The organism is Thermostichus sp. OS-CIW-26, from assembly GCF_054058395.1.
The window spans coordinates 22921-41341 of record NZ_JBSSAG010000002.1 but is presented as its reverse complement, the minus strand read 5'-3'; the positions used below and the strand labels follow the sequence as shown (position 1 = coordinate 41341).

21 protein-coding genes are annotated in these 18421 nt (G+C 57.9%); 9 read left to right on the top strand and 12 right to left on the bottom strand.

Annotated features, from left to right (window positions below):
• Positions 1-15 precede the first annotated feature (15 nt).
• From ACVW0C_RS01220 to ACVW0C_RS01200, 5 genes are all read right to left on the bottom strand, one after another.
• A complete protein-coding gene (locus ACVW0C_RS01220) occupies positions 16-297 on the bottom strand; it encodes a chaperone modulator CbpM (RefSeq protein ID WP_011432385.1) in 282 nt (93 codons plus the stop codon).
• A complete protein-coding gene (locus ACVW0C_RS01215) occupies positions 294-1229 on the bottom strand; it encodes a DnaJ C-terminal domain-containing protein (protein ID WP_011432386.1) in 936 nt (311 codons plus the stop codon). The genes ACVW0C_RS01220 and ACVW0C_RS01215 overlap by 4 nt, the downstream gene beginning before the upstream one ends.
• Positions 1230-1382: 153 nt before the next feature.
• Entirely contained in the window at positions 1383-2144 is a 762-nt protein-coding gene (locus tag ACVW0C_RS01210; RefSeq protein WP_457384071.1) for a ChaB family protein, read from the bottom strand.
• A 258-nt stretch (positions 2145-2402) separates the two neighbouring features.
• The gene (locus ACVW0C_RS01205) at positions 2403-3257 is read right to left on the bottom strand and encodes a M28 family peptidase (RefSeq protein WP_457384070.1); all 855 of its coding nucleotides are present in this window, start codon (positions 3255-3257) and stop codon (positions 2403-2405) included.
• Complete coding sequence (locus ACVW0C_RS01200; protein WP_457384069.1) at positions 3257-4036, bottom strand: HAD family hydrolase; 780 nt, start codon at positions 4034-4036, stop codon at positions 3257-3259. The genes ACVW0C_RS01205 and ACVW0C_RS01200 overlap by 1 nt, the downstream gene beginning before the upstream one ends.
• 125 nt (positions 4037-4161) lie before the next feature.
• On the opposite strand from ACVW0C_RS01200, the gene lpdA reads away from it, so the two are divergent.
• From lpdA to ACVW0C_RS01175, 5 genes are all read left to right on the top strand, one after another.
• Positions 4162-5544: a dihydrolipoyl dehydrogenase gene (gene lpdA / locus ACVW0C_RS01195; RefSeq protein WP_457384159.1), complete on the top strand. Its 1383-nt coding sequence runs from the start codon at positions 4162-4164 to the stop codon at positions 5542-5544.
• Positions 5545-5740: 196 nt separating this feature from the next.
• Entirely contained in the window at positions 5741-7036 is a 1296-nt protein-coding gene (locus tag ACVW0C_RS01190) for a class I SAM-dependent methyltransferase (RefSeq protein ID WP_457384068.1), read from the top strand.
• A 233-nt stretch (positions 7037-7269) separates the two neighbouring features.
• A complete protein-coding gene (locus ACVW0C_RS01185; RefSeq protein ID WP_011432392.1) occupies positions 7270-7407 on the top strand; it encodes a hypothetical protein in 138 nt (45 codons plus the stop codon).
• Positions 7408-7492: 85 nt separating this feature from the next.
• Positions 7493-8566: an A/G-specific adenine glycosylase gene (mutY, locus tag ACVW0C_RS01180; protein WP_457384067.1), complete on the top strand. Its 1074-nt coding sequence runs from the start codon at positions 7493-7495 to the stop codon at positions 8564-8566.
• Positions 8567-8666: 100 nt separating this feature from the next.
• Entirely contained in the window at positions 8667-8942 is a 276-nt protein-coding gene (locus tag ACVW0C_RS01175; RefSeq protein ID WP_011432394.1) for a hypothetical protein, read from the top strand.
• Positions 8943-9439: 497 nt separating this feature from the next.
• Here the strand turns inward: ACVW0C_RS01175 and ACVW0C_RS01170 are convergent, their stop codons facing one another.
• Positions 9440-9601: a hypothetical protein gene (locus tag ACVW0C_RS01170; RefSeq protein ID WP_457384166.1), complete on the bottom strand. Its 162-nt coding sequence runs from the start codon at positions 9599-9601 to the stop codon at positions 9440-9442.
• 154 nt (positions 9602-9755) lie between these two features.
• Between ACVW0C_RS01170 and rnc the strand changes: the two genes are divergently transcribed.
• The 4 genes from rnc to ACVW0C_RS01150 all read left to right on the top strand — a co-directional run bounded on the left by rnc (position 9756) and on the right by ACVW0C_RS01150 (position 12570).
• On the top strand, positions 9756-10478 hold the full coding sequence (gene rnc / locus ACVW0C_RS01165) for a ribonuclease III (protein ID WP_099813433.1): 723 nt from the start codon (positions 9756-9758) through the stop codon (positions 10476-10478).
• Positions 10475-10702, top strand: a complete 228-nt coding sequence (locus ACVW0C_RS01160) for a hypothetical protein (protein WP_099816162.1) — start codon at positions 10475-10477, stop codon at positions 10700-10702. The genes rnc and ACVW0C_RS01160 overlap by 4 nt, the downstream gene beginning before the upstream one ends.
• A gap of 187 nt (positions 10703-10889) precedes the next feature.
• Complete coding sequence (locus tag ACVW0C_RS01155; protein ID WP_457384066.1) at positions 10890-11483, top strand: IS607 family transposase; 594 nt, start codon at positions 10890-10892, stop codon at positions 11481-11483.
• The gene (locus ACVW0C_RS01150) at positions 11371-12570 is read left to right on the top strand and encodes an RNA-guided endonuclease InsQ/TnpB family protein (RefSeq protein WP_457384065.1); all 1200 of its coding nucleotides are present in this window, start codon (positions 11371-11373) and stop codon (positions 12568-12570) included. Before ACVW0C_RS01155 ends, ACVW0C_RS01150 begins: the two co-directional genes overlap by 113 nt.
• Here the strand turns inward: ACVW0C_RS01150 and ACVW0C_RS01145 are convergent.
• The 6 genes from ACVW0C_RS01145 to ACVW0C_RS01120 form a co-directional block, all read right to left on the bottom strand.
• A complete protein-coding gene (locus tag ACVW0C_RS01145; protein ID WP_457384158.1) occupies positions 12562-13791 on the bottom strand; it encodes an AI-2E family transporter in 1230 nt (409 codons plus the stop codon). The two genes, ACVW0C_RS01150 and ACVW0C_RS01145, sit on opposite strands and share 9 nt — an antisense overlap.
• Positions 13792-13959: 168 nt before the next feature.
• Positions 13960-14868, bottom strand: a complete 909-nt coding sequence (locus tag ACVW0C_RS01140; protein ID WP_457384064.1) for a hypothetical protein — start codon at positions 14866-14868, stop codon at positions 13960-13962.
• A 323-nt stretch (positions 14869-15191) separates the two neighbouring features.
• The gene (locus ACVW0C_RS01135) at positions 15192-15581 is read right to left on the bottom strand and encodes an OmpA family protein (protein WP_457384063.1); all 390 of its coding nucleotides are present in this window, start codon (positions 15579-15581) and stop codon (positions 15192-15194) included.
• Positions 15582-15703: 122 nt separating this feature from the next.
• Positions 15704-15907 (bottom strand): hypothetical protein, encoded by a 204-nt coding sequence (locus tag ACVW0C_RS01130; protein WP_041436260.1) that lies wholly within the window; start codon positions 15905-15907, stop codon positions 15704-15706.
• A gap of 178 nt (positions 15908-16085) precedes the next feature.
• A complete protein-coding gene (locus ACVW0C_RS01125; RefSeq protein ID WP_414416420.1) occupies positions 16086-17489 on the bottom strand; it encodes a 1-acyl-sn-glycerol-3-phosphate acyltransferase in 1404 nt (467 codons plus the stop codon).
• Between the two features lie 134 nt (positions 17490-17623).
• A complete protein-coding gene (locus tag ACVW0C_RS01120) occupies positions 17624-18076 on the bottom strand; it encodes an AbrB family transcriptional regulator (RefSeq protein ID WP_011432404.1) in 453 nt (150 codons plus the stop codon).
• Positions 18077-18421 lie beyond the last annotated feature (345 nt).

Below are 18421 nucleotides of genomic sequence, written 5' to 3'. Positions count from 1 at the left end.
GTTAGCTGGGCAGCCTCAAAATCCGCGGTAGTGGCGCAGTTGCCCCCTGAGCCGGGCAATTTCCTGAGCCATGTCCAAGACCATCGCTGCCCCCGTCCAGTTAAGCCCCAAGTCTCGGTGTAGGCGGCTCATTTGCAACAACCGCCTGAGCTGTTGGGGGGTCAGGTAGCTGCTCTCGGCCTCCACTAAGCCTTGGGCCAGCAGCCATTCCAGCAGGTGGGGAGGGATCCCCAGCAGTTCCGTGGCCTGCTCGAAGGTATAGAGCCGTTCTTCTACCCGCACAATGGCCAAACTCATAGACTCACCTCCTGCAAGTGGGCGCGGGGATCCCAGCTACGGCTTTGGCGCAGCTTTTCGTAGAGATCCCGTTCGGTCTGGGAAAGGGATTTGGGTGCCACCACCTTCAGCCGCACCAGCAGGTCGCTCCGCTGGCCTTGGGGATCCCGCCAGCCTTGGCCCCGCAGCCGCAGGGTTTGGCCGCTGTCTACCCCGGCAGGGATCCTCAGTTGCACGCGACCCGTGGGGGTGGGAACTTCCGCCGTCCCTCCCAAAGCCGCCTCGTCAGGAGTAATGGGCAGCTCGCAGAGCAGGTTGTCTCCGTCAAAGCGGAAGAAGGGATGGGGGGGCAGCTCCAGGGTGAGGTAGAGATCCCCTCTTGGCCCGCCAAAGGGGCTGACCTGGCCTTTGCCCTTGACGCGGATGCGACTGCCCGGCTTGGCACCGGGGGGAATGCGGATGGTTAGCGTTTCTCCATCTAGGTTCAGCCGTTTCTGGGTGCCGTGGAAAGCTTCTGCCCAGCTGAGACCCAGAGTGCCCTCCACATCCTGCCCCGGCAAATCCACCGAAACAAACGGCCCAAAGCCGCCGGCGAAGCCCTGGAACCCGCTGCGGCGGGAGCCCATACGGCCCAGCAGCTCGTTGATAAACTCCTCGAAGCTGGCGTATTGGGCGAAGCCCTCCATGCCCGGCATTCCAGCAGCAGAACCAGTACCCACCCGCTGCCAGTACTGCCCAAACTGGTCGTAGCGCCGCCGCTTCTCTGGATCAGAGAGCACCTCGTAGGCTTCGTTGATCTCCTTGAAGCGCTCCTCTGCCGCCTTGTTGCCGGGGTTCACGTCGGGGTGATACTGGCGGGCCAACTTGCGATAGACGCGCTTGATTTCCTCGGCAGAGGCATCTCTGCTGACGCCCAGGATCTTGTAGTAATCCTTGAAGTCACTTGCAGCCATAGGCTCACCCCTGCAAGGTTAGGTTAGAGTTTTTCGGGCTATTCTCAGGATATAAGGTTGCAGCTAAAAAATTGGAGCAGACCCAGAACACGTACAGGCAGAGCGGCGAGATGGCGCTTTACTGTGCTCTCGCTACTTCGGAAACTTTTTGGGCTAGGGCTTGCGTTTGGAGAAGATCCCTTTCTCATCTCGTGTGAAAATTTGCTTGACCTTTTCCCAAGCTTTGAGGAGTGCATGGGTGGAGTTATTGCTCTCTTGTTTGGCTTGGTTGTAGGCTTCCACAAAGGTTTGCTGCGCTTCTTCCGAGAGGTCAGCGCGGATTTCCGGCGAGATGCTCTCTGGGGTTAAGTCTCCCTCTGGCTCACCGGGCAAGTTCAAGTCGGCAATGGAAACTTCCTCTCCGCCAGCACTCTGCAGCAGCAAGTAAATTTCGCCCGACTTCTCTTCCGGTACTTGCACCACCAACAAGAACTCGCCCGCCTGTACCCGGGTTTGGTAGATGGCGGCTTTCTCCTGCGGCATACCCAAGGCAATCAGGGCGGATCCCAGGCCCGCTCCCAGTGCTCCGTACAAAGCGCCGCCCGTTGCCCCCAACAAAGCGGCTCCCAGAGGCCCAGCGGCCACCACTGCCCCCAAAAAGGGAATGAACAGCACCCCCACGCCAGTGAGCAGCCCCAGCAGGGATCCGAACAGGGATCCATAGATGGCCCCATTGGTCAGACCGTCCAGAACCACCTCTTTGCGGGTGATAAACCCGGTAATTTTGGCTTCGGTTTGAAAGTTGCGGCCAATAATGGAGATGCGATCGTTGGGAATGCCACGGTTCAAAAGCCGCTGGATACACTCTTGCAGCTTGCCCTCTTCTTTGAAAGCGGCGGAGGCACACTTTTTGGGAGCTTGGGCAAAAGCGCTCATACGCAATCTCCTGCTGAGTTTTACAGTGCCAAGGCAGGTTTTTTAACCTTTTCCCTGCTACTACTCTCGTCTTACTACTCTCGTCTATTGTCTCCCCTCTTCAGCAAAGGACTCGGTCGCAGAATCGCGAACCCCCTGGAGAAATCTCCGTACTGAGGATGCCAATTCCATCCTTACCCCTGGCCTCCTTCCAGGAGAGGGGAGTTGGGATTCAACGCACGCTACTTGCTGCCGGAACGACTGTGGTGTTTGGAAGAGCTACAGCAAGCGGATCCCGGCCATCAAGCCCTGGCAGACCCCCGTCAGGAAGTCTTGATCTAGGGTTTCGAGGGTGTCGCTTGGCTTGTGGTAGTGAGGGTTGCGCAAGAAGGCGGTGTCGGTAACCATAACGGCAGGGTAACCCGCATCCCAAAAGGGGGAGTGATCGCTCAGGCGAGTGGCAGGTAGGATCAAGCCTCGCTGCCCGGCCAACAACCAACAGCAAGGGATCCCCACTTTTTGAAAATCACGCTGCAGCTTGAGCAGATCCCCCCAGGTGGGCCAGTTGCCAATAAGGCCAATGTAATCTCCCCGGTTGGGGTAAAGCTTCTCAAGGCCGGCGGGATAGTCCTGGGATCCGGGGGCGGGATCCCGGTAGCCCAGCATCTCCAGAGAGAGCATCAGCCGCAGGGGCTGGCGCTGCTGTTTAAGAAAGCGGGCGTAGGCTGTGCTGCCCACCATTCCCCGCTCCTCCAGGTCAAAAGCCACCAGCCACAGGGGGGAAGGGGCAGGGTTGGCGGCAAAATGGCGGGCCAATTCCAGCAACACCGCTATGCCGCTGGCGTTGTCGTCTGCTCCAGGGGTTGCCGGAGCGGCGTCGAAGTGGGCCCCAATGAGAATGGGCGGGCGACCAGAACGGGATCCCGGCAATTTCAAGATCCAGTTGCGGTGCAGGCGGCCACCGGCCTCAAAGGGGAAGGACTCCAGGGATCCCCAGCCAGAGAGCTGCTCTTGGATGTAGCGCTCCACCTGCTGATGGCCCAAGGGCGACCAGTCGGGATCCCGCGGCTGGGCCACCTGGCGCAGATGGGCCTCTAGGCGCTGCTGCAGGTCTGGGAGCTCTGCTGCTGACATCAGTTTCCCACCTCAGAGGGAATGGCTTGGGCATGGACTTGGCAGGCCAACTCCAGGGTGAAGTAGCGGTGGGATCCCACCGTTCCCGCCAACACCCGAAAGGGATTCTCAGGATCCCCTAGGTGATCCAACACCAAAGCTGCCCCGGAAAAATCCTGATCCCGGGTATAGTCGTTTACTGTCACCACAGTGGGGACCCCCGCTTGTTGGGCAGAGCGCAGCCCATTCTCCGAGTCTTCAAAGGCCAGGCAGGCTTGAGGGGGCAGCCCCATCTGTTCCAGGGTGTAGAAGTAGATGTCGGGGGCGGGCTTTTTGGCGGGGACAATATCGCCGGCAGCGATCACTTCAAACCAGCTCAGGCTCTCCGGCAGCGCGTGCTCCAAAAGGGCCGTTACATTTTCCGGCGTGGTGGTGGTGGCAATGGCTAGACGGATCCCAGCAGCTTGGGCCTCCTGCAGTAGCCGCTTGACACCGGGGCGCAAAGGGATCCCGCCTTTGGCCAACAGAGCCGTGTAGTGGCGGGTTTTGGCCTGGTGCAACCGGGCAATCAGAGCCACCAGATCTTCCCCAGGGAGCAGCGGCGGCTGAATGGTGTCGATAAAGTGGCGAATGCGCTCTTTACCTCCCGTAATGGCCAAGAGCTGGCCGTACAGCTCCACCGACCAGTGCCAGTCCAGCCCTGCCTCGGCAAAGGCGGCGTTGAAGGCCACGCGATGGCCATCCCGCTCCGTGTCCGCCAGCGTGCCGTCCACATCGAAAATCAAAGCTTGCAGTTCCATGCGTACCCCCGCTCCCCCCCAGCTACAAGCGACCCTATGCTACCCCATGGTTTGGGTGCTCTCAGCCTGGTTTCTGGGAAGGCCGACAAGATGAGAGAATGAAGCACCGGTTATCCAATCTCGCCATGAGCTTCGATTTTGACTTGATCATCATCGGTGCCGGCGTCGGCGGTCACGGCGCTGCTTTACATGCGGTCGAATCTGGCCTGAAGACCGCCATCGTTGAAGGTGCAGAAATGGGCGGCACCTGCATCAACCGCGGCTGCATCCCCTCCAAGGCTCTCTTGGCCGCCTCCGGACGCCTGCGGGAACTGCAACACAGCTCTGAGCTGGGCATCCAAGTGGGATCCCTTCAGGTGAACCGAGAGGCTATTGCCAATCATGCTGCCCAAGTGGTGGAGAAAATCCGCGCCGACATGACCCGCTCCCTGGAGAGGCTGGGGGTAACAATCCTGAGAGGGCGGGGCAAGTTGGTGGCACCCCAGCAGGTGGAAGTCCAGGAAGAGAAGGGATCCTATACCTACACGGCGCAGGATGTTATTCTTGCTACGGGCTCCCGCCCCTTTGTGCCCCCTGGCATCGAGGTGGATGGCCGGACGGTGTTCACCAGCGACGAGGCGGTGCGGCTGGAGTGGATCCCGGAGCGCCTAGCGATTATCGGCAGTGGCTACATTGGCCAGGAGTTTGCCGACATCTACACTGCCTTGGGATCCCAGGTCATCCTCATCGAAGCCCTGGAGACCCTGATGCCGGCCTTTGACCCCGATATTGCCCGCCTGGCCCAGCGGGTGCTGATTAAGCCCAGGCAAATCCAGACCTACGTGGGGATCACGGCCAAGCAGGTGATCCCTGGCCAGCCAGTAACGATTCACCTCTCCAACGGCGAGACGCTGCAGGTGGATGGCTGCTTGGTGGCTGCCGGTCGGATCCCGGTCTCAGAGGGGCTGGGCTTGGCCGAGTTGGGCATCGACACCGGCAAACGGGGGTTTATTCCTGTCGATAGCCGCATGGCCACCGATTTGCCTCACCTCTGGGCTATTGGGGATGTGACCGGCAAGATGATGTTGGCCCACGCGGCGGCAGCTCAGGGGAGAGTGGCCGTGGAAAACATCTGTGGCCGTACTGCCTACATGGACTACCTCAGCATCCCGGCCGCGGTGTTCACTCACCCGGAAATGGGTTTTGTGGGGCTGACCGAACCTCAGGCCAAGGAGGAAGGCTACAGCGTGGGCACGGTGCGCACCTACTTTGGCGGCAACTCCAAGGCCATTGCTTCGGGAGAGACAGAGGGCATGGTCAAGCTGGTCTTTGACAAGAGCACCGGCCTACTGCTGGGATCCCATATCTTCGGGCCCCATGCGGCGGATTTGATTCACGAGGCAGCTCAGGCCATTGCTCGCCGGGCCACGGTGCGAGAACTGGCCGGCTTGGTGCACGTTCACCCCACCTTGGCAGAGACGCTGGAGGAAGCCTACAAGCGGGCAACTCACGCTCTGGCAGGGCCTTAGCCAACGGCTCGGCAGAGGGTCGCCTGCCTCACTCGGTTTTGTGAGGACTCCGTCCCGCCCGCTCTGCCTCCGGCGGGGTTTACAACCAGGCTGTGAAGGGCCAGGTTCTCAGACGGGCAACCCAGCAAGATCTCCCGGCTCAAAGCGTCAAGAAGACCTTAGGATGGGGGGGAACGCGTGGGAGGAAGTGCTTTTGGTGAGCGAAGCCGAGATTACCCGGGCGGTGCAGGCCCAGTACGAGACGTTCCCCTACCCTCCTATTCCTTACGACCGGCCCTTTGAGGGCTTCTCCAGTCTGGGCAGCTATACCTTGGCGCAGTACGCCCGCACCCGCACCTTGCAAGAGCCCACAGGATCCAGGTTTTTGGTGGCCGGGTGTGGCACCGGCTGGGAGGTGCATGGCATTGCCGCCAGCAACCCCGGCTATGGGTCGGTGGTCGGGATCGACATCAGCCGCCCGGCCCTAGAGATTGCCCAAAAGCGAATTAAGCACCACGGCCTACGCAACTGCTCTGTGCAGTACGGGGATCTGCTGGATCCCTCTACTTGGCCCGAAGGCAGCTTCGACATGATCAGCTCCTACGGGGTAATCCACCACACTGCCGATCCCGTCAAGGCTTTGAGGAACTTGGCCTCGCGCCTAGCTGCCGACGGGGTGATGGCTCTGATGCTCTACAACCGTTCAGGCCGTTGGCACCTCTACCGCATTCGGCGAGCCTTGGAGTTGTTGGGCATCACCCCACCTGCAACCCCAGAAAAGATCGAATTTGTGCGGCAACTGCTGAAGGGAGCCAGCCCCAATTCCCTTTTGGCCAAGCACGCCAAGGCTCACCAAGAATACTATGGACAAGATGAAAACATTGTCGATAATTTCTTCCATGCCAATGATATTCCTTTCGACATCGGCGAGATTCCCGACTTGCTTGCCCAAGCCGGGCTGGAGTTTATCGATGTAGCCCCCTACTTGGACTATTGGAATGCCAGGCCGTTGATTGCCGCCACCCACCTGGAGTTCCACCGCCGCTACGAGGCCCTCGCTCGCATCGACCAACTGCGGGTCATGGAGTATCTGGAGCCTCTGTATCACACGCAAAATCTCTTCTGGTGTTGCCATCAAGGGAAAAAGGTGGACCACTGGGATCCCTTTACAGTCGAATTTTTTAAGAGCTCCCGCTGGCAACTCAACCCCTTGTTCGTCCGCTATGGCAGCGTGCGCTACTGGGATCAAAAAATCCCCTTTTCAGATCTGTTGGGCAAGCTGGATCCGGCCCAGATCCTGACCCAGAAGATGGATATTTTCTGGCCTATCGCCCGCATCCCGGGCAAGATGATAGCCTCTACCCGCTACCAAGTGGTGGAGCTGCTGCTGCCCTTGGCCAATCAAGCCCGTTCTGGCGCTGAGATCCTGGCTGCCCATGAAGAGAGAGCCGACCACCTTCTCAACCTATTTCGACAGTGGGAAGCAGACCGGTTAGTCCTGCGGGTTGCCTAGCTTCTGGTTATTCCAAACAGTCCAAATCACCAGGGTCAAAGTCTGTTCCATGCTAAGGTTGTATCATGCATGACCGAGGACGGTGCTTCTCCCCAGGCATGTTTGCGCCGGCGGTGCGGAGCACCTCTACTGGGACATCTTCGCCACAGCTTTCCCTGTGAATAGAGCTGGCAGATCTGGATCCCGATCAACATCCCTGACAACCCCAACGCCAGAGCTGGTAGGAGGCAAGGATGGCTGACTACAATCGCGGCATTATGAAGTTCAAGGGGGCAGATAGCCCAATTGTCGTTTTGATCTCGGCAGGAATTGTGGCCGGTGTGGTTTCGGCCCTGATCTGGTGGGCTTTGCACTTTGCTTACGCAGCTTGAGTCTCAGCCTCTTCCAGAAGCTAAGGGCAGCTTTTCCTGCGCTGCAAGCCTCCCGGACAAGGTAGGGAATTGGGACGAGGCTTCTTTGCAACGCTTGCGGCAGTCTCTTCAGCGTTGGTACCGTGAACACGGGCGGGATCTGCCCTGGCGCCGCACCCGGGATCCCTACGCCATTTGGGTTTCGGAAGTGATGTTACAGCAAACCCAGGTGGCAACAGTTATCCCCTACTTTCAGCGCTGGATGCAAACCCTGCCCGGGATCCCAGCACTGGCGGCAGCCCCCCAGCAGCAGGTGCTGAAACTGTGGGAGGGCCTGGGCTACTATCGGCGGGCCCTGAACTTGCACAAAGCTGCCCAAATTTTGATGCGGGAGCGAAACGGTGAGTTCCCCAGGGATTTGGAGCAGGTGCTGGCTCTGCCGGGGATCGGGCGCACCACGGCTGGCGGCATTCTCAGCGCTGCCTTCGATCAGCCTTTGCCCATTTTGGATGGCAACGTTAAGCGGGTGTTGGCTCGCTTGGTGGCTTTGCAACAGCCTCCGGCCCAGTGTCTGCCCCTGTTGTGGCAGCTTTCCCAGCAATTGTTGGATCCCGTGCAGCCACGGGCTTTTAACCAAGCCCTGATGGATTTGGGAGCTACCGTCTGTCGTCCCAAAAAGCCTCACTGTGGCCAGTGCCCTTGGCAAGCGGATTGCAGCGCCTACAATCGAGGTCAACACCAACAATTGCCTATGTCTGCACCCCGTGCCTCCCGTCCTCATAAGCAAATCGCGGTTGCCATTGTTCTGCGGGGAAAAGAAATCCTTATCGATCGACGACTGGAAAGCTCAATGCTCAGTGGGCTGTGGGAGTTTCCCGGAGGGAAAATCGAGCCGGGAGAAACGGCTGCTGAGTGTGTAGTGCGGGAGGTGAAGGAAGAAATCGGCATCGACATCGAGGTGGTCGCACCGCTGGCCACCATCGAACATGCCTACACCCATTTCACCGTTACTCTTATTGCTTTTATCTGCCGCTACCTGGGCGGAGAAGCCCAAGCCCTGCAATGTAGCGAGGTGCGCTGGGTCAGCCCGGCGGAACTGTCGGAATTTCCCTTCCCGGGAGCCAATCAAAAGTTGTTTCCCCACTTGTATGCTTGGCTGGCAGAGCATGGCAACCCATGATGAACCCACCCAATCCGCCAAATGGCTTAGACCCTTCTGGAACGTTTGCCCCAAGACATTCGATAGGATAGTAGATGTCCTGCTGCCGTGAGCTACGGATATGCTTGTCACTCTGGAAAAAGCTGGGGAGATTCTGGCTAAGGGATCCCATACAGCCATCACAACCACAGATGGCAAGATCGCGCTGGTGCCCAAAGGAAAAGAAACCCTCAAACTGACGGCCAACGAAGCCATTAACCTAATGTTTTACGTCGTCCGCTCCGCTGAACCGGCAGAGACGGTGATGGCCCAACTGGAGGAGGCAGTTGCCAAAGCTCAAGCCCCCGATCCAGCCGAGGAACGGGCCAGAAAATATCGAGAACTTCGTGGCATCTAAACGGATGGGCACTCGTGCCGGTTGGATCCCTTCGCCAACTGGAGAGAGACTCCAAAACTTAAAAGCAGGAGGAGCTGAGGGCGACGAACTTTCCATCGGTGGTCCACCCCAGCAGCATGGGCTCTTGCGGTTGAATGGCCCGTCCGGTGAGAGCACAGCATTGGGCTTGGTGGGCCGTGGCCGGGAAGCTGGCCCGAATATCCTCAGGACTGAGGGCAGCAGCCCCTTGAGAGCATGCCTCTAACCCCCAAAACCCTGAACTTTGCTGAATTTACTGAGCTTTAGGCGGTTTGGCAAAAGTCATTGAGAGGGATATAGTAGACCAAGTTTCCCCCTGATCCTTGAGTCCACCGCAACGGTTGCCGGGAAGTGAAGGGGGAAAGCGCTCGGGGGGTATTCCTCAGGGCTTTGCGGGATACCGCCTTCCTGCTCAGAGATAGGCAGGATGCGATCGCTTCTTTCCTGAACCATGTTCAGGAGAGTTCAGCGTGAATGTATCAGTGACGCAGGACATAACTCCAAAGAATTTCCCGTATGAGGGCCTGGTAACCCTGATTTCCGGCCAACGCCTTCAGTCGCTGCTTCAGCTCACGTTCCAGCCGAATGCTGGTCACTTCCATCTGGGTCGTGGGAATGGGGGAATGGGCGCGAATGGGCATGCAGGGATCCTCCCTCGAAAAGCCTATACTACTCCTGTAGCATAGCTGGCTTACCGCCTGAGCGGGGATCCCGGCCTGGGTGAGATGGCTCAGGTCAAAATGGGCCTAAGCTGTGCAGTTCTGACCGCTAAGGCAACGTCAGTATCCTGATGGTATGGTTGAGTTGATCCCGTCCCGTCGCCGTGCCTTGGAGCATTTGCTGGCTCGTCTTGGATTCAGGGATCCGGCTTTGCTGGAACAACTGCGTTGGGATCTGCTGGATCAGGCTCTGATTCACCCTTCTCTGGATGGCCAGCGGAACAACGATCGGCTGGAGTTGTTGGGGGATTCTGTCCTGCGAATTTTGGTTACGGAATTCTTGTTTCAGTCCTATCCCCATCTGTCGGTGGGAGAGCTGACCGCGATTCGCTCCGACCTGACCAGCGATGCTTACCTGGCAGAACTGGCGGATCTGCACGGCTTGGATCGCTACCTGGAGGTGGGATCCAGCTCGCAAAACGACTTGGCCGGACGGGGTCGGCGGCTGGCGGATGCTTTCGAGGCTCTGCTTGGGGCTTTTTATCTCAGTTGGGGTATTTACACGCTGCCCAGGCTGCATCCCTGGCTGGATCCCTACTTACACCGACGAGTGGAGCAATGGTTCCAAGACCCCACTCGGCGCAACCCCAAAGCAGCCTTGCAAGAACTGACCCAACGCCTTTGGGGTAGCCTGCCCGAATACCGCCTGGTGGCCGCCCAGGAGCATCCCCCTCATTTCACCATGGAAGTTTGGGGGCAAGGGCGGTGCTGGGGCCGCGGTGAAGGTCGCTCGAAAAAGGCTGCGGAAATGGCCGCCGCTGCTCAAGCCTACGAACACTTGCAGTCGGAGAAGACATGAGAGGCAACCACCGCTACGAGTTGGCCAGTTGGTTGTTTTTGCTGGGGAGTGGCCTGTTTGCGGCGAGCGAGGTGATGACCTTGGGTAGCGACCCCCCTCCGTGGGATCCCGCAGCTCCAACCCTTCTCAATCTAAAGGTTGTCCAAACCCTGCTGGGAATAGGAGCCAGTCTCCTGTTCGTCGTAGGCAGTGCTCTGTTTATCCTCGATGCCCGTCACCGCTGAGATGCGCCCCTTATCCAGCAACCACAATAGCCCTTCTCCGAGAGCGGAGAGAGGCGAATAGATGAGAAGCTTGCTAATAGGGACTTCTTCCGGCTACGGGATCCGCAGGCGAGAGCATGACTCTAGTCAATGATACGCTGGACTATACTGAAAATAATGTACAGTATGTTCAGTATGTCTGCTTGGTATGGCTAGGTATGTAAAACCGAGAGAAGCGGCGGATTACTTTGGGGTATGTCTCCACACTTTGAGGCGATGGGAACAGAAAGGCTGGATCAATGCAATACGTACACCATCCGGCAGGGCAAGAAGGTATGACCTCGACAGCTACATCAAAGCGCCAAGAAAAGTCAAACGAGTCGTTTTGTACGCCCGAGTCAGCAGCCGAGAGCAGAAACCAGACTTGGAGAGACAGATTGCAAGACTGGTTAACCTCTATCCTGGAGCCGAAGTGGTCGGAGAGGTTGGCGGCGGTCTCGACTTCAAAAGACCGAAGTTCCTTGCCTTATTGGAACGAGTTCGTGCGGGAGATGTCGGAACAATTGTGGTCGCTCACCGGGATCGACTCTGCCGGTTTGGATTTGAGTTCGTTGAGTGGTACTGCCATCAATACGGGTGCGAAATCTTGGTTCTCGATGACGATCACCTTTCTCCCCAACAGGAACTGGTTGAGGATATCCTCACCATCCTGCACTGCTTCAGCAGTCGGCTCTACGGACTCAGAAAATACCGGGCTGCAATCGAGAAAGATACGGATTTATCCGGAACCAGCGCTGGCTAAGGCTTGGAAGCATTGGCAAGCGGCATGCCGGTACTGCTACAACCAAGCGATTGCCTATCAGCGTCAGCATGGTGCTCCAAGAACGGCCAGAAAGCTGCGGGACATCATCCTGCGCTCCGACCTGCCTGGGTGGGTAAAGGACGCCCCCTGCCACATCAAACAGAACGCGGTCGTCGAGGCGTGGTTGGCGTTTCGCCGAAGCAAAGACGCGAGGTTTCGCAGTGTGCGGGACAGGTCGCATACGCTGCAATTCAACGCCGGCAACTTTCGCAATGGGACGTGGTATCCGAAACTCACCCGAGGTTTGGCGTTCCGTGCATCCGAGGAGATGCCCAGAGAATGGGCACGCGGAACTGAGTTAATGCGAGTGAAAGACAGATGGTATGCCATCTTTCCTGAGTCCGTGAACGAGCAGTGTTCGTTAGCAAAGGGGGTGATTGCGCTTGACTCTGGGGTAAGAAGTTTCTTCACAGGGTTTGATGGAGCAGGCTTTGTAGATATTGCCAAGGGGGACTTTGGTAGAATCACTCGGCTGTGCTACCACCTAGACGATCTGCAGTCCAGGCTGAGCAAGGCACCGAGACTCAAGCGTAGGCGAATGCGGCAAGCGGCGTTTCGTCTGCGGGAGAGAATCAGGAACTTGGTGGACGAGTGCCATCGCAAGGTAGCGGCGTTCCTGACGGATAACTACCGATTGATATTCCTTCCCACTTTCGAGTCAGCCAAGATGGTTGCCAAGGCGGGGAGGAAGTTTGGTAGCAAGACAGCAAGGGCGATGCTCACCTGGGCGCACTATCAGTTCAAGCAGTTCCTGAAGTTTCAAGCCCAAAAGAAAAACGTGGTCGTCGTGGAAGTATCGGAAGCGTACACCAGCAAAACCTGTACCAGGTGCGGGCACATCCACACTAAGTTGGGTGGCGCAAAGGTGTTTAGATGCCCAAAGTGCAACCATAGGCTACCACGAGATTGGCAAGGCGCTCTGGGTGTTATGCTCAGAGCTTTGCGGGATACCGCCTTTCTGTTCGGAAACGGACAGAATGCTATCGCTTCACCGTTGAGCAGTAATGGTCAGCAGTGTTCAGCGTAAATGTATCAGACTTTCTTTCTGTGGCAACCCTTCCGGCTCGTTTGAAGAGCCATTCGGACGAGAGGAAAAAGATGGCTCTGGGCTGCTCGCGTCGGCAGGATCCATCCCCGGCAAAGCCAAAGAACCAGCAGCCTCGGTGGCCCGAGCATACAGCCTGGCTCGAACCTCTGCCTCCTGCTTTGGCTTCAGATAGAGGTTCTCCAGCAGCACCGCCATACCGGCCACCCACGGGGGGGCGATCACCGCCCCAACAATACCCAACAACTGGGTGCCCCCCAGCACCGCCAGCAACTGATACAAGGGCTTCACCCGCACCGAGGATCCCACCAACAGAGGATCCAACACATAGGTTTCCAGGTTTTGAACGGCAACGTATAGGATCAGCACCCACAAAAAAGTCCAGCCCCCCTGAACGATTGCCACCACCAAGGCGGGCAGGGATCCCAGTACTGGCCCAATGAAGGGGATAAGGTTGGTAAACCCAGCGATCACCCCCAGCGCCAGAGCGAACTCCGACAGGCCGAGAAAGCGAAGCGAGACGGTGATCATCACACCCAAAATGGCAGAGACCAGCACCCGCCCCTGAATGTAGCCCCCCATGCGCTGGGCCATCGGGTGTACCTGCTGAGCCAGCCGCTCATTCCAGGGATAAGGAAACAACTCCACCAAGCCCCGCACCAAGTCAGAGCCGCTCACCAGCATGTAGCCGGAAATGAAGAGGGTCAGCACCGTGGTTAGCAGACCACCCAGCAAACCGCGGGTGAAGTCGAAAGACTGCACCAGCACCCGTTGTCCCGAGCGAACTGCCCAGCTCATCAACGACTGAGGATCGAGCAACTGGTTTAAGTAGTCCAGCGCCGCCGGATCCACCCCCGCCAGATCGGCAATCCAGGTGTCCACCAGCAGTTGTAGTCGCTCCAGATAGAAGGGCAACCTCGCTAGCAACCGCTGGGTCTGAGTCGCCACCGTTGGGCCAATGAGCAGAGCCAAGCCGGCAATCCCGGCAATTAAGCTCAAATACACCAGCACAACCCCCAGCCAGCGGGGGATGCGTAGTCGCTCGGCCAGATCCACCAGGGGAGCCAGCGCCGCCGCCACCACCACCGCGATCATCACGGTCAGCACCAAGCTGCGCAGTTGCCACAGCAGCAACAACAGCATCCCTGTGGCCACCACCAGGGCTACGGAGGATACGGAGATGGTCAATTGTCTTCGGCTCATCATCTGGCTGGGTTCTCTTCAGGGGGCTAGGTAACAGACGGTTCTACCATCCTGGCTTGCCCTAGCTGGACTTGCCAAACGCTCTTGGGCAAAGACCCTAGACCCAGAACTTCCCTGCCCAGTCGGCCAGACCAAAGATCCGCAGCAAAAACCCAGCCAGAATTGCAGCTACCGCAACAGTTCCATCCGTACCGCTTCTGCATATTCCAGCAGCTCCGGGGATCCCGTGCCGGAAGCCCGCCACAACATCAAAGCGCTACCCAAATCGGAAGCGGCACCAGCCCTATCCTCTCCCTGGTAAGCGCGCGCCATACCCCGGTAGTAGTACACATCACCTTGGTAAGGCTGCAACTCAAGAGCTCGGCTGAAATCCTGAACGGCCAAATTGAAGTCGCAGATGCTGGCCCACATCAGGCCGCGATGGACATAGGCCTCGAAAAGATCGGCAGCACTTTGATTTTGCTTGGCCAGCTCAATCGCCAGATGCGACACATCAAACGCCGATTCCAGATGGCCTTGTTCGGCCCAGATGCGAGAGCGGATCAAGTGCAGTTGCGGGTTGTGATAGGCAATCCGATCCAGAGGAGACAAGGTTGCCAGAGCCTGCTCAGGTTCTTGCAAACGCTCGTGTTGGATTTTGGCCTTGAGCAAATAGGCTTCAGCCAGATAGGGATCCAAAGCAATGGCAATATCCAGATCCCGCAGAGCAGAGCGCATCAAGCGAGCAATGGCAGAAGCATGCTCCGGCTGCGGTAAAGCAACAGGATCTTCTTGAGACTCCCGCCAGAAGTATTGCGCCCGTTGCAGATAAAGCTGCGCATTTCCCGGCTCCTGTTGGATGGACTGGGTTAGCCGCGCCAGCTCATTGGGAAGATCCGCCGGAGCAGAGGATTGAGAGAGAGTGGGATCCTGACGCCGAGGCCGTGCCGGCACGGCAAGGCTTGGGTTGGAACGGCCAACAACCCCGGCGGGCTGGGGATCTGCCTGTTGCGCAAGCCATTGATAGACCTGCTGCTGGTGAGCGAGAGAGCGCTGCTCAAGCTGCTGTACCCGTTCTTGCAGCTGAGCTTGCCGCATGAGCCAAGATCCAGAACCTGCTTCATCTTCAAACAAGGCCTGGGATGAGGGCAGGGAGTGCTCCCAAGCTTGTAGAGAAACCTCAGTGACAGGACTCTGGCTCTTACGAGATGAGGTCAACCAGCCACCTTCGCCGATCAAAAACGGCAAGGACAGCAAACCCAGCAAAGCCGAGCCGGAGAACAGAAGACTGGGCCTAAGCATGGATCCCACCCCTTGAAATAGCTTAGAAGTAAAGAGTTGCCTCTAAACTAGTTCGCCGCAGCCGCAGTGTCCAGACTTTCGGCGATACCCGTCCTGCCCCAAGACCTGGAAACTCCCCTCTAGGGGATTTTGCCACCTGCCAGATCCACCAACTCCACGCGGCGATTCTTCGCCCGGCCTTCCTCAGTGGTGTTGCTGGCCACAGGAGCAGAGAACCCCACACCAACCGGATAGAGTCGACGTTGCTCGATACCCAGCTGAACCAACCGGTTGACAACCGCCTCGGCCCGGCGCCGCGAGAGACCTAGGTTGTAGTCGAAGCTACCGGTTGCATCGGTATGACCGACCACGAGGATGCTGAGGTCGGTGCGCTCGCGCATCAGCTTGGCGATCTCGGCAAGGGTGGGCTCGGCAGCCGCTTCGATTTGATCCGAGTCATAGGCAAAGAGAATGCCGTAGACCCTTACCTTGCTTGATGAAGACCGACAGCATCCCGACGATCCGAACAAGGGCAAGGAAGAAAGCTAATCCCTCTGCGGATAGGGCTTTGTGGGCAGGTTGACACGGGAAGCCCCTCGGCTCCAGGGAAAGGGGAAGTATCGCAATGACCTCTGGGCCAGGGGGGATCCCTTCAGCGCCGTCGTCTGGAGCAGCGACGCAGTAACCAACTGGCGGCGGCCCGGTCGCCTTCATCCCATGCCAACCGCTCCACGGCCACCATCACCATCGAGGTGATCACAGCCTCACTTAAATGGCGAGAACGCAAATGCTGCACGGCTGAAGTGGCGGCCTCCAGGTCGCGTCTGCGGATGGCGCGGAGCAGCTCATCAGACATAGACCAAGCCAACGAGCCTCACTTCCTTTCTGCCCCCTTTCTACCCCAAGAGCCAGAAACTTCCCCTTTCCTTCACCTGCTTGTCAGATAATGCAAAAGTTCGTTTTACTTTCACGAAATATCTCACAAGATGTCTCAGGAATTGTTACACTTTTTGCCCCTGAGCCGACTAGGCATGTCAGACAGCAGGGAGGACCGCAGGGGAGCACGGGATCCCTTTGATAAGCCGCTCCATTTCTGCTTGTAAATCTTGGGTGAGGGCTTGTACGGCTTGTCGGCGGTTGGCCTGGTAGGCGGGCCAGCGTTCGGAAACCGAGAGGGGATCCCCAATGCTGAAACGGGCCAGGCGGGGGCCCAAGCGGGGGGGAGCAGTTCCGACGGGATTTTCTCCTTTGATCCAAGCCAGCAGACTCCAGAGGCGCAGGGCGGTTTCCGCCAACTCGTCTAGACTTAGACTGGGCTGCTCAGGTACAGGGCGCACCGCAAACACCATCAAGGTTTCCGCCAAGCGCATGTGCCAGAGGTGAAAACTGGCCTCAGCAGCCACTCGATTGGCCAGCCCCCTCTCCAGAGCCGAGAGACCAGCAATATCGGCAATATCTTCGCGGTAGATCCAGGCCCAGCCCGCCTGTTCGATGCGGTGCCGCCGCTCGATGAAGTCTCCTTGAGGCTCTAGGCCGAAATGTTGCTCGGCCACCCGCAGGGCCAGATCTGACAAGCTTTGAAGACGCGCCAACAGATCCCCCTCTTTAACTTGGGCTCTATCTGCAGCAGGAAGAGCAGGGGCATAGAAGCGCTCATAGAAGGTCTGCATGACCTGGAGCAGGTGTTCTCCCAAGCGAAGGATACGGGCCAGCAAAAAGGCCTGACTGGCATGGGTTGAGCGCGGGGGTGGCAGCTTGCAATCGGCCTCCATGCGGCTGAGCAATCTATTCAGAGCGGCACTGGGATCCCGCAGGTAGGAATAGCGAAGGCCTACCGGCAAGATCAGCACCTGCTCTGGCCGTCCCGCCTTGTGCAGATCCTCCACCGCCCAAAAGCTCATCTGGGCTACCCCCGGCTCCAACGGGTTGAGAAGACTGCTCATACCGTTGATCGTTCCTTCTGGAGCTACCGCCAGCGGATATCGGCCCGATACAAACTGCTCACGAGAACTTTTTAGCCCTGCCCGATCCAGACGGCCTCGCAAAATCGGGATCCCGCCCAAGCGCGGCAAGCCCCAACGGGCAACGGATCCCAGCCACAGAGGTAGGCCGCGGTCATAAACAAACAAAACGTGGGGTCGGCCCCGAAAGCGGATCCCCTGGCGTTGGGCCACCTGCGGCAGGAGATGGGCGAACAAGTACATCAAGCAGGGGGGATCATCCAGGGTCGGGTGTCGAAACGCCACCAACAGGCGAATCTTGCCCGCCTCAAACTGCTGATAAAGCTGAGCCAAACGCTCTCCCCCCTCTACTTCAACGCGAGGGATCCCTTTGGTCCATCGCAACCAAAGGGGCAAGCCTGCTTGAGCGAAATGAACGACCCAAGGCGTCAATCGCGGCGGCAAAAACTTGAGGGGTGGCTGAACCTTCTGTTGCATAGGGATCCTTATCTAGGGTCAGAAAGAGGGTGAACCTAGGCTTTGGATCCCATCTTAAAGAGGGCAAAGCGGGAAGAAAGCCACACAGTGACAGTTCGTCAACTGGATCCCTTCTCCTCAACCCCAGGAGAGGTTCAAGCCCCAGCAGTTTTTTTTCGGCGACCGCGAGTCGCTTTGGGGGAAGCTTCTTTACTTGGGGTTGACTCCTCCACCACCTGGCCGTTTAGCACTTGCTTGAGGTGAATGTGCTTGTAACCCAGCTGAATCTCAAACTCATCCCCAGGCTTGAGATTCATTTTTTCGGTGTAGGCCGACCCAATGATCAACTGCCCATTTTTGTGAACGCTGACCCGAAAGGTTGGCTCACGACCGCGCTTGTCCCGGCTGGAACTTGGGCTGAGGCTCAGACCTTTTGCTGCCAGCACCGCGTCATAGAACTCATTCAAGTTGACGCGAGGCTTGTTGGTCTTGGTCATGGTTACATAGCCACATCGCTTTGCCGTTTCTCGGCGTGGAAGATGCCCCAACGCTTCGACCTTCTGGAGCAGAGCCTTCCCGGTTAAAGGTTGTGGTGGTATATCTGACATTTTTTAATGTCCTACATCCTTCCCCTAAGATCATAGCCTTATGGTGTACCCCTGCAACCGAAAGTCGGAGGCTTTTTTGAAGACAGGTTTTTCTCTTGTTCCTTGAGCCAGCAGCTCCGAAGGAAAAACCTCGTCTCCCTCAAGAGGTGTTCCTGCCCTTGCCAAAAGGTGATGGGGGCAAAAAGAACTCAAGCCCTGAAGAGTGCTGGGGCTTTTGTGGATGGAGCTGACAAAAGATCGCCTTGGGGGTAGTACCGCGGTGTAGATCCGACTCACCGCTTTCTACAGCCTCATCCCCACTCGTCGGCTGCCCCAAACTCTGATCACAGCCAGAAAACAGGCTCG